The organism is Flavobacterium sp. (genome assembly GCF_049318185.1).
In the GTDB taxonomy this organism is placed as follows: Bacteria; Bacteroidota; Bacteroidia; order Flavobacteriales; family Flavobacteriaceae; genus Flavobacterium.
This window is the reverse complement of the sequence record NZ_JBMOGV010000073.1, coordinates 1-11,515: the sequence shown is the minus strand read 5'-3', so window position 1 is coordinate 11,515 and position 11,515 is coordinate 1. Positions and strand designations below refer to the sequence as shown.

Sequence of the window (11,515 nt, the reverse complement as noted above, 5' to 3'; positions counted from 1 at the left end):
AAAGAAACTTCTTCAAAACGTTGCCAATCTTTAGCTCTTCCACTCCAACCAAAACTTAAAATAGAATATATTTTTTTTGTAAAAGGTGTTACAGCTCTATCTCTAAGCATCGCGAAATCAGGCAACAAACCAGTCCACCAGAAAACTAATGAAACTGAAAGATAAGTAGAGATTGCAAATACGTCCCAAAGTAGTGGTGAATTAAAGTTAACCCATAGAGAACCAAATTGATTTGGAATAGGTAAAACCCAATACGCTAACCATGGACGACCCATGTGAATAATAGGAAATAAACCCGCTTGAATTACTGAGAAAATAGTCATAGCTTCTGCAGAACGGTTAATAGCCATTCTCCATCTTTGACGGAACAATAATAATACCGCAGAAATAAGAGTTCCAGCATGCCCGATACCTACCCACCAAACGAAGTTAGTAATATCCCAAGCCCAACCTACTGTTTTATTTAGTCCCCAAGTTCCAATGCCTGTAGAAATGGTATATGTAATACAACCTATTCCCCAAAGGAAAGCGGCTAATGCGATAGAAAATACAGTCCACCACTGTTTATTAGCTCTTCCTTCTACTGGAGCAGCTACATCTACAGTTACATCGTGATATGATTTATCACCTATAACTAAGGGTTTTCTAATGGGTGCTTCGTAATGAGACGACATATTATGATTTTAGATTTATGATTTTAGATTTACGATTTTAGAAAAAAAGCAAATTCAATCAATATTTTACTTTACAATTATTTTTTAGGTTTTATAATTTCTGACTTCCGTCTTCCATTTTCCAACTTATTTTATTAAATATTTCTTACTTTAACTTGATAAACCACATTTGGTTTAGTTCCCACACTTTCTAACAAGTGATAAGCTCTTTTATCTTCAACTAGTTTAGTAATTTTATCAGCCTTATTATTAATGTCTCCAAAAACCATTGCTCCTGTTGAACAAGCTGAAGAACAAGCTGTTTCAAATTCGTCAACGTTAACTTCTCTTCCTTCGCGTTTTGCAGTTAAAATAGTATATTGAGTTCTTTGAATACACATTGAACATTTTTCCATTACTCCACGAGAACGAACGTTAACGTCTGGATTGATAACCATGCGTCCTAAATCGTCATTCATATGGAAATCAAATTCATCGTTATTGTTATACAAGAACCAGTTGAAACGTCGCACTTTGTATGGACAGTTATTGGCACAATAACGAGTACCTACGCAACGGTTATAAGCCATTTGGTTTTGTCCTTGACGACCATGAGAAGTTGCTGCCACTGGACATACTGTTTCACAAGGTGCATGGTTACAATGTTGACACATTACTGGTTGGAAAACCACTTGTGGATTATCAGCAGGTTTTTCCATGTCTCCAAAACCACCTAGTGAACCTTCTTTACCAAATAATCCGCTAAATTCTTCTTTTTTCTTATTATCTCCAGCAAAAGTATCTTCAGATGAATAATACCTATCGATACGCAACCAGTGCATATCACGACTTCTTCTAATTTCAGATTTTCCAACTACTGGAACATTATTTTCTGCATGACAAGCTATAACACAAGCACCACAACCCGTACAAGCATTTAAATCAATTGAAAGATTAAAATGATGTCCCACAGAACGATCAAAAGATTCCCATAAATCAACTTTGGTTGCTTCTACTTCTTTATGATCCAAAGAAACTTTTGCTACTGAATTCCATACTTCAGGCTCATTATATTTTGCAGAGAAAACAGTTAATGTAGTTTCTTTAATAATATCACCTCTACCCATTAAGGTTTTTTGTGATTGAACACAAGCGAACTCATGTTCACCATCTGCCTTTGCAATGGTAGCAGATTGTACATCATTAAAATTACTATAGAATGAATAAGCATTAACGCCTACTTGCATTTCTTCTTTTAGGGACGCTTTTTTACCATAACCCAGAGCTAAACCTAAAGTCCCAACTGCTTGTCCTGGTTGAACAATAACTGGAACTGCCATTTTAACTCCATTTACAGTAAGAGTAGCATTACTACCGTTAAGACCTCCATTAGCAACTATTTTATTATCTAGTTGAAGTCTTTCGGCATCTGCTTTAGAAATAGTAACATAATTATCCCAAGAAACTCTTGTGATTGGATCTGGAAACTCTTGTAACCAAGGATTGTTTGCCTGCTGACCGTCACCTAAACCAGTTTTGGTATACAACACTAATTCAAATCCGTTTGCAGGTTTTGAAGAAGCTAAAGCATTAGCCGCAGCTGAAAAATCAGCAGCGCCACTGGTTGTAGCAGATGCAACTCCAACAGCGATACCATCGTGTACAGTTTTGTTCCAAGTAGCACCGTTAGTAAAACTAGCAGCATTTGCTTTTATATAATCATAATAAGAAACTGAATTACCATTCCATGATAATAAGCCTTCTTGAAATTGTTTTGAACTAAATAATGGACGAATAGTTGGTTGAGTTAAAGCATAAGTCCCTTTTGTCAACACCAAATCATTCCATGACTCTAAATAATGAGGTGCTGGAACAGCTATATTTGTAATCGAAGCCGTTTCATCTTCTTTTAAAGAAAATGCTACAGATAATTTAACTTTCTTTAATCCACTTAAAAATTTAGCTGAATCAGCTAAAGTATAAACTGGATTCACGCCACTCATAATTAGAGTATGAACACTTCCTACATTCATATCAGCTACTAATTGAGCCACTTTTTCGTTTGACCCTTTTCTGATTTGACGAGTTCCAACTGTTGAAAAAGCCTCACTACCTAAAGCTTGATTGATTGCTAAAACTAGTAATTGTGCATTTTTATCTTGAATTCCTGAAACTAAAAGTCCTTTAGATCCAGAAGCTTTTAACTGTTGAGCAGCTTTTACAACAACCTCCTCGTTGGCTAATTTTCCAATAGCAACTGAAGAACCAGTTACAATACTATATATTTTTACTAGTGCTAATTTTTGATTAGCAACTGTCATAGGTACTCTTTTGTCAGCAGCAGCTCCAGACAAAGTCATATTTGCTTCAAACTGAAAATGTTTGGACATTTTTCCCACTTGAGGAATTCTACCTTGAGCGTAACCGCTATCAAATCCTCCACCTTGCCAATCGCCTAAGAAATCAGCACCGATTGAAACTATAGTATTTGCTTTTGAGAAATCATAATCAACTAAAGCTCTTTCCCCATAAACTGTTTCGAATGCATCTAAAGCAGCCGACTCAGAAACAGCATCATAAATGACATGCTTTGCTGTTGGATTTTTGGCAATAAATTCAGCAATTAGTTTTTCAGTTGATGGACTTGCTAAGGTATTGGTTAATAAAACAACTTGTCCTCCTTTTACTTTTGCATCTGCTAAACTTGCTTTAATTTTTAAATCAGCCTCTTGCCAGTTTGCCTCCTTTTGAGCCAATTTCGTTCTTTTCAAACGCATGCTATCATACAAAGATAATACGGATGCATGAACTCTTGCATTAGCTGCAAACTTGGCTCCAGATATTGTATTATTTTCAATTTTAATCGGACGACCTTCACGAGTTTTTACTAATAAATTAGCAAAATCAAAACCATCAAACATAGAAGTTGCATAATAATCCGCCACTCCCGGAATGATTTGTTCTGGCTGTAAAACGTAAGGTATTGATTTGTGCACTGGCCCTTCACATGCTGCTAAAGTAGCTGCAGCAGTGCTGAATCCAACGTATTTCAAGAAATCACGACGAGTAGTTGAGGAAGAAGATAATGAATCTTTGTCTGATAAAAACTCATCTGTTGGAATGGCTTCCACAAATTCATTATTTCTAAGCGCCTCAACAATAGAACTATTTTCGTTTAGTTCCTCAACACTTTTCCAGTATTTTTTGTTCGATGACATCGTATATAAATATTAGCTTCTTAATAATTTTTTAGTAGTGACACTTACCACATTCTAAACCTCCCATTTGTGCGGCAGTCAATTTATCTACCCCATATTTTTTTGAAAGTTCATCGTGAATTTTTGTGTAATAAGCATTTCCTTCCATTTTAACATCGGTTTCGCGGTGACATTTTATACACCAACCCATAGTTAACGGAGCAAATTGTTTTTGGATTTCATAGGTTTGAACTGGACCGTGACATTTTTGACATTCAATACCAGCGACTGTTACGTGTTGAGAATGATTAAAATAAACAAAGTCAGGAAGATTATGAATTCTTACCCACTTAACTGGCTGCGATTTACCAGTATATTTTTGATTGTCTTTATCCCATCCAACAGCACTATATAATTTTTGAATTTCAGCATCATAGAAAGCTTTTGAATATTCTGGTGTTGCAGTTGTATCTGATACCTCACCAATACTTTTGTGACAATTCATACATACATTCAAGGATGGAATACCTGCATGCTTGCTTACCCTTGCCGAAGAGTGGCAGTATTTACAGTCGATACCATTACTTCCTGCATGTATTCTGTGGGAATAATGAATTGGTTGAATAGGTTGATAATCTTGATCTATGCCAATTTGCATTAAAAAACCATACACAAAATAACCGCTAGACAATAATAAGAATATAGAAGTTACTAATACTAAAAATTGATTTTTAGCAAAAACCCTCCATAGCGGCAATCTAACTTGTTTTGGTGCAACTTCTATGCCGTTTGCTTTAGCTACTTTAGTTAATATATTGTTTACAAAAAACAACATGATGACAAGAAGAAACATAACTAAACACAATGCTCCTAAGACAACATTGTTTGAAATTCCACCTTCGTTGCCTTTGGCTCCTGGAGGAGCAGCAGAGGTAACTATACCTGTTGGAGCAACTGCTTTAGGTTCGTCTGTGTAAGCTAAAATGTTATCAATATCTTGTTTAGAAAGATTTGGAAAAGCAGTCATTACAGAAGGTTTATACTCTTCCCAAAGTTTTACAGCATCAGGATCTCCTGATTTTATCATGGCAGAACTATTAGTAATCCAAGGATAAAACCAATCTTTTGCATGACGACCTGTTACGCCTCTTAAGGCTGGACCAGTCATTTTCTTGTCTAAATTATGACAAGCTGCACAATTGACATTAAACAATGCTTTACCTGCTGCAGCATCTCCTCCACCGGTTGCAGTAGTAGCTGGAGCAGTAGTTGTAGTTGCAGGCGTAGCCGCAGTGGCAGCTGGAGTAGCATTTTGAGATAATGAAGATAAGGAGAATGTAAGCATTAACGCTAAACTGAACACTATTTTCCTTGAAATCGAATTATGGTTACCCACTTTTTTCATATAATATAATGATTATCGACTAATGTTGGCTTGATTTTTTCTGAATCAAATTCAGTTATAAAGTCATCACTTTGTTAAAAACTGGCACAAAAATACGACTTAAGAACTATTCTCAAAACCCTAAATATAGCATAAATATCAATTTATATTAATTCTAAATAACAAATGCTTTCTTGTTTAATTTATTAAGTTTTACATTTGTATAAAAATCAAATCATTATGAAAATTTTCCCTAGAATGAAATTCTTTTTTTTACTACTTACTCTTCTATTTTTATATCAAAAAAGCTTTTCACAAGACGGAAAAGTAAATGTTAGTCAAGATCCAAAGTTTGAACAATTATTAAATGAAAAAAGAAAAATTAATAGTTCTATTACTATAAATGATCGTTATAAAATTCAGATTTTTAACGGAGATACTGAAAGTTCCAAAAAAACATTATTGGATTTTAAAAGAGATAACAAAAATATTGATGCTACTATTGTTTTCAGCACACCATTGTATAAAGTTTGGGTGGGAAATTTCAAAACTAGAATTGAAGCCGAAAAAAACCTCAACGATTTAAAGAAAAAATATCCTAATGCGTTTTTGATTAAGCCGAATAAATAAAAAATGCCCCAATTAGTGTCTAACTTTTTGGGGCATGTTCTTACTTGGAATTTTGTATTTATTATTTTATCTTTTTCTTCACTTCCACTTCCTGGAAAGCTTCGATTAAATCAAGTTGTTCAATGTCATTATAATTCTTGATTTGCATACCACAATCATATCCTTTAGCCACTTCTTTCACATCGTCTTTAAATCTTTTCAAGGTAGCTAATTCGCCCGTAAAGACAACAACGCCTTCACGGATAATTCTGATTTTAGAATTTCTAAAGATTTTACCATCGGTAATCATACATCCTGCAATTGACCCTACTTTAGACACTTTAAATATCTCTCTTATTTCTGCTGTTCCGGTAATTTCTTCCTTCATTTCTGGGGACAACATTCCTTCCATAGCGTCTTTCAAGTCATTGATAGCATCGTAAATAATAGAATAGTTTCTGATGTCGATTTCTTCTTTTTGAGCCAATTGACGTGCATTACCAGCAGGTCGAACATTAAATCCGATAATAATTGCATCTGAGGCAGAAGCCAACATTACGTCAGTTTCTGTAATCGCACCAACACCTTTGTGAATAATATTAATTTGAATTTCATCCGTAGACAATTTAGAAAACTCACTCGAAAGTGCTTCTACAGAACCATCAACGTCTCCTTTAAGGATTATATTTAATTCTTTGAATTGTCCTAATGCAATTCGACGACCAATTTCCGCTAAGGTAATATGGCGTTGCGTTCTAACCGATTGCTCACGCATTAACTGTAAACGTTTGGTTGCAATTTGTTTTGCTTCTCTTTCGTCTTCAAACACATTGAATTTATCTCCAGCGGTTGACGCGCCATCCAAACCTAAAATAGATATTGGCGTTGATGGGCCTGCTGAAATAACTGTATGTCCTCTTTCATCGTGCATGGCTTTCACTTTTCCGTGATTTTTTCCTGCCAATACATAATCTCCTACTTTCAAAGTTCCGGATTGTACCAAAATTGTTGATACGTAACCTCTTCCTTTGTCTAACTGTGCTTCAACAACAGTTCCTACCGCAGGTTTATTTGGGTTTGCTTTTAAGTCTAAAATTTCAGCTTCAAGCAATACTTTTTCTAATAATTCTTTTACGCCTGTTCCTTTTTTTGCAGAGATATCATGCGATTGGTATTTTCCTCCCCAATCTTCAACTAATAAATTCATAGCAGCTAATTTTTCCTTAATCTTTTCAGGATTAGCTCCTTGTTTATCAATTTTGTTAATCGCAAATATCATCGGAACATTAGCAGCTTGTGCGTGGCTAATAGCTTCTTTAGTTTGTGGCATAATGTCGTCATCCGCCGCAACTACGATAATCGCAATATCGGTAACTTGAGCTCCACGGGCACGCATTGCAGTAAACGCTTCGTGACCTGGTGTATCAAGGAAAGTTATTTTTTGTCCACCTTCAAGAGTAACAGCATAGGCACCAATGTGTTGTGTGATACCACCTGATTCTCCCGCAATTACATTTTCTTTACGAATATAATCCAGCAAAGATGTTTTACCGTGGTCAACGTGACCCATAACCGTTACAATTGGCGCTCGGGATACTAAATCTTCTTCTCTATCCGCAACCACTTCCATGGCTTCTTCAATGTCTGTAGTAATAAATTCTACTTCATATCCAAACTCATCAGCCACTATCGATAATGTTTCAGCATCAAGACGTTGGTTCATGGTAACCATGATTCCAAGTGACATACAAGTTCCGATTACTTTTGTAATAGGCACATCCATCATTGTTGCAATTTCACCTACGGTAACAAATTCGGTTACTTTGATTGTTTTGCTTCCTTCTTCAAGAGCTTGCATTTCGTCGTCACTTCTTTGACGGTGCGAATCACGCTTGTCTCTTCTGTATTTTGCAGCTTTAGACTTACTTCCTTTTCCTTGTAGTCTTTCTAAAGTTTCTTTAATTTGGTTTTTAACCTCTTCTTCTGTTGGCTCAACTTTTTGAACTATAGCAGGGCGATTCCCTTTCTGGAAGCCGCCTCCGGGTTTATTGCCTGTTTTATTTGGTCCAAATGCATTTCCACCACCGCTTGTAATAGCTGGTTTTCCAGCTTCTCCTGGTTTAGGCGGAATCCTTTTTCTCTTGTTTTTATTGGTATTACTAGCCGCTTGAGCTGCGTTTGTATTTTGTCCAATGGCAGGAGTTGAAGGTTTATTAGCGTCCTTTTTAAACTCTTCTTTTTTCTTTTTTGGTTTATTGAATTGTGCTAAATCAATAACTTGTCCTGTTAGAGTTGCCCCTGATAATTTTTGATATTGAGTTGTAATTGTTTCATCAACTGGTACTTCGGTATCAGCTTGTTCTTCTTTAACTTTAGCAGTTTTTACTTTAAGAGTTTCGGCTGCAAGTTCTTCTTTAACTTTAGCAATTGGTTCCTGCTTTGTTATAGCAATTTTAGTGGGTTCTTTTTTGGTTTCTTGAGTAACTGTTTTTGGCTCTAAATCAATTTTACCTACTTGTTTTGGACCAGTAACTACTACTTTTGCTTTGACAACCTCTAATTTTTGTCGTTCTTCATCAGCTTTACGCTTGTCCTCAATTTCTTTTTCTCTTTCTAATCGAAGCGCTTCTTTTTCTTTTCTAATTTCTTCACTTACGCCTTTAGAAGCTTCTTTGTTTCCTTTGTCTCCGGCAAATTGACCACAAAGAATATTATACACATCATCAGAAACTTTTGTGTTGGGACTTGCTTCAATTACAATGCCCTTATCTTTAAGATAATCCACAGCTCTTTCCAAAGAAATATTTAATTCCCTTAAAACTTTATTAATTCTAATATTTCCTTCAGACATAAAATCTTTTTAATGTTTATCTATTGTTGGTGAAAGAATTAGTCCTCAAACTCTTCTTTCAATATTTTCATTACTTCTAAAATGGTTTCTTCTTCTAAATCGGTTCTTCTCACTAAGTCTGCCACCTCTTGATTCAAAATACTTCTTGCAGTATCTAGACCTATTTTAGCAAACTCATCAATTACCCATCCATCGATTTCGTCTGAGAACTCTGTTAATTCTACGTCATCTTCTTCTGCTGCAATTCCCTCGCGGATAACATCTAATTCATAACCAGTTAATAATCCAGCTAATTTGATATTGTGTCCTCCACGACCAATTGCTTTTGAAACTTCATCTAATTTCAAGAATACTTCTGCTCTTTTTTTCTCTTCGTCAATTTTTACTGAAGATACTTTAGCTGGGCTCAATGCTCTTGTGATTAATAAGGAAGCATTAGTAGTATAATTAATTACATCTATGTTTTCGTTTCCAAGTTCACGAACGATACCATGAATACGTGACCCTTTCATTCCAACACAAGCTCCTACAGGATCTATTCTATCATCATAAGAATCTACGGCTACTTTTGCTTTTTCACCTGGAATTCTTACTACCTTTTTTATCATGATTAAACCGTCAAAAACCTCTGGGATTTCTTGTTCAAATAATTTTTCCAAAAATATATCTGCCGTTCTTGACATGATGATTTGTGGCTTGTTTCCTTTTAGTTCAACACTTTCGATAATTCCACGAACGTTATCGCCTTTTCTGAAAAAATCTGATGGGATTTGCTTTTCTTTTGGCAGAACAATTTCGTTACCTTCATCGTCAATTAAAATGACAACTCTTGGACGAACATGGTGCACTTCGGCAGTATAAATTTCTCCAACTAAATCTTTAAATTGTTTGTAAAGATTGGTATTATCATGCTCGTGGATTTTAGAAATCAAGTTTTGACGCAAAGCCAAAATGGCTCTTCTTCCTAAATCAATCAATTTAACTTCTTCAGAAACTTCTTCGCCAATTTCAAAGTCAGGCTCAATTTTTCTTGCATCCGTCAAGGTGATTTCTTCATTTTCTAAATCTAAATCGTCATCAGCAACGACGATTCTTCTTCTCCAAATCTCCATATCTCCTTTATCAGGATTGATAATGATGTCAAAATTATCATCAGATCCGTATTTCTTTTTTAATGCGTTTCTAAAAACGTCCTCCAAAATCGCCATAAGCGTTACTCGATCAATAAGTTTATCGTCTTTAAACTCTGAAAACGAGTCGATTAATGCAATATTCTCCATGTCAAATTTTTAATTAAATATTATTATAACAATTGCTTCTTTTATCTCTGAAAAAGGAATTTCACGTTTATGTTCCACTGTTTCTTTTCCTTTTCCTATTTTTTTTGGTTCTCTTGATGTCCAAGAAAGTAATATAGTTTCCTCGGTTACATTCTCTAATTTTGCTTCTATCGTTGCCGTTGCCGTTTTCACCTTTAGAGTTCTACCAATATTTTTTTTATACTGTCGAACTAATTTTAAAGGAGTTGAAACTCCAGCGGATGCCACTTCAAGAGAAAAATCTTGTTCTTCTCTATCTAAATTACTATCAATTGCTCGACTGATATCAATGCAGTCTTGCAATTGCACTCCGTTATCACCATCCAAAGTTACTGAAATTTTGTAACTGTCTGAAATACTCAAATCTACAAGAAACAAAGAGGGTTTTTCTTGTAATCCTTCTTCTATTAAATTTGTAATTTTTTCTTTAAATGTCATGGTTTTTATAAAAAGAGGGAAGCATTGCTTCCCTCATTATTTAGTTTTGCATGGTAAATAACGGTGCAAATATAGTTATTTTTTTATAAATCAAAATTACTTATTAAAACAAAAATAATTAGTATCTTTAATTAATAATATTTAACTATTTAGTTATGAAAAAAATCTTAGTTCCTACAGACTTTTCGAAGCATGCCTATTATGCGTTAAAAGTGGCTGCTCAAATTGCAAGAAAAAATGATGGAGAAATACTACTTCTTCACATGCTTGAACTGCCTCACCAAGCTGGTGATGCTCTAGGAAGCGGTCATGATATACCTGAAATCATGCTGTTCAAAAATGCGGCTATTGATAGATTAGAAAATTTGATGGATGATGAATGTCTTGATGGGTTAAAAGTCTCTGAAGTATTTCAATTTGAATTAGCTTTTAACGGCATTATGAACATCAGCCAAAAAAATAATGTTGATTTAATTGTCATGGGTTCCCATGGCGCGAGTGGTTTTAAAGAAATGTTTATTGGTTCCAATGCGGAAAAAGTAGTTCGTTTATCAGAAATCCCAGTGCTTGTTGTTAAAAAAGACTCGGACACTTTTAATGTAAACAAATTTGTATTTGCCTCTGATTTCTCAGATGAAATAAAAAAACCTTTTGAGAAAGTAGTCGAATTTGCTAACAAACTTGGTGCAGAACTTCATTTAGTCATGATAAATACTCCGAGTAGTTTTAAGCCCACTCATATTGCCAATGAAATTATGAATGATTTTATTTCTAATTATGCTGTCAATAAATTTTCTACTCATATTTATAATGATGTAAATGTTGAAACTGGTATTTTAAACTTTGCCAATTTTGTTAATGCCGATTTAATTGGCATGAGCACCCATGGTAGAAAAGGCCTGTCCCACTTTTTAAACGGAAGTATTAGCGAGGATTTAGTAAACCATGCTGTTAGACCTGTGGTTACTTTTAAAATTTAACACCCCAAAGAGACTCACAAAAACAAAAAACTCCTCAATGGCTTGAGGAGTTTTTTCATTATATAAAACGGTTTATTGTAAAAT

At 34.8% G+C, this 11,515-nt stretch carries 7 protein-coding genes and 1 pseudogene; 2 read left to right on the top strand and 6 right to left on the bottom strand.

Annotated features, from left to right (window positions below; translation table 11 throughout):
• The 3 genes and pseudogenes from ACOYLT_RS07850 to ACOYLT_RS07840 form a co-directional block, all read right to left on the bottom strand.
• Positions 1-674, bottom strand: a pseudogene (locus ACOYLT_RS07850) (hydrogenase); the annotation flags it as partial.
• Between the two features lie 134 nt (positions 675-808).
• Positions 809-3,871, bottom strand: coding sequence for a TAT-variant-translocated molybdopterin oxidoreductase (locus ACOYLT_RS07845; RefSeq protein ID WP_422853308.1), 3,063 nt, complete (start codon positions 3,869-3,871; stop codon positions 809-811).
• A gap of 31 nt (positions 3,872-3,902) precedes the next feature.
• Entirely contained in the window at positions 3,903-5,255 is a 1,353-nt protein-coding gene (locus ACOYLT_RS07840) for a cytochrome c3 family protein (protein ID WP_422853307.1), read from the bottom strand.
• Positions 5,256-5,474: 219 nt separating this feature from the next.
• Between ACOYLT_RS07840 and ACOYLT_RS07835 the strand changes: the two genes are divergently transcribed.
• Positions 5,475-5,864, top strand: coding sequence for an SPOR domain-containing protein (locus ACOYLT_RS07835; protein ID WP_422853306.1), 390 nt, complete (start codon positions 5,475-5,477; stop codon positions 5,862-5,864).
• Between the two features lie 61 nt (positions 5,865-5,925).
• On the opposite strand, the gene infB is transcribed toward ACOYLT_RS07835, so the two are convergent.
• The 3 genes from infB to rimP are packed head-to-tail and all read right to left on the bottom strand — an operon-like array spanning position 5,926 to position 10,451.
• Positions 5,926-8,694 carry a translation initiation factor IF-2 gene (infB, locus tag ACOYLT_RS07830; RefSeq protein ID WP_422853305.1) on the bottom strand — a complete coding sequence of 923 codons (2,769 nt, stop codon included), beginning with the start codon at positions 8,692-8,694 and terminating at the stop codon, positions 5,926-5,928.
• Positions 8,695-8,732: 38 nt separating this feature from the next.
• Positions 8,733-9,974 carry a transcription termination factor NusA gene (nusA, locus tag ACOYLT_RS07825; RefSeq protein WP_422853304.1) on the bottom strand — a complete coding sequence of 414 codons (1,242 nt, stop codon included), beginning with the start codon at positions 9,972-9,974 and terminating at the stop codon, positions 8,733-8,735.
• 9 nt (positions 9,975-9,983) lie between these two features.
• Positions 9,984-10,451: a ribosome assembly cofactor RimP gene (rimP, locus tag ACOYLT_RS07820; protein ID WP_422853303.1), complete on the bottom strand. Its 468-nt coding sequence runs from the start codon at positions 10,449-10,451 to the stop codon at positions 9,984-9,986.
• A 155-nt stretch (positions 10,452-10,606) separates the two neighbouring features.
• On the opposite strand from rimP, the gene ACOYLT_RS07815 reads away from it, so the two are divergent.
• Positions 10,607-11,431 carry a universal stress protein gene (locus ACOYLT_RS07815; protein ID WP_422853302.1) on the top strand — a complete coding sequence of 275 codons (825 nt, stop codon included), beginning with the start codon at positions 10,607-10,609 and terminating at the stop codon, positions 11,429-11,431.
• Positions 11,432-11,515 lie beyond the last annotated feature (84 nt).

Excerpts from the sequence above, each read along its gene's own strand:
- ACOYLT_RS07840 (WP_422853307.1), bottom strand. The coding sequence starts at position 5,255 with ATGAAAAAAGTGGGTAACCATAATTCGATTTCAAGGAAAATAGTGTTC.
- nusA (WP_422853304.1), bottom strand. The coding sequence starts at position 9,974 with ATGGAGAATATTGCATTAATCGACTCGTTTTCAGAGTTTAAAGACGAT.
- ACOYLT_RS07845 (WP_422853308.1), bottom strand. The coding sequence starts at position 3,871 with ATGTCATCGAACAAAAAATACTGGAAAAGTGTTGAGGAACTAAACGAA.
- ACOYLT_RS07815 (WP_422853302.1), top strand. The coding sequence starts at position 10,607 with ATGAAAAAAATCTTAGTTCCTACAGACTTTTCGAAGCATGCCTATTAT.
- infB (WP_422853305.1), bottom strand. The coding sequence starts at position 8,694 with ATGTCTGAAGGAAATATTAGAATTAATAAAGTTTTAAGGGAATTAAAT.
- ACOYLT_RS07835 (WP_422853306.1), top strand. The coding sequence starts at position 5,475 with ATGAAAATTTTCCCTAGAATGAAATTCTTTTTTTTACTACTTACTCTT.
- rimP (WP_422853303.1), bottom strand. The coding sequence starts at position 10,451 with ATGACATTTAAAGAAAAAATTACAAATTTAATAGAAGAAGGATTACAA.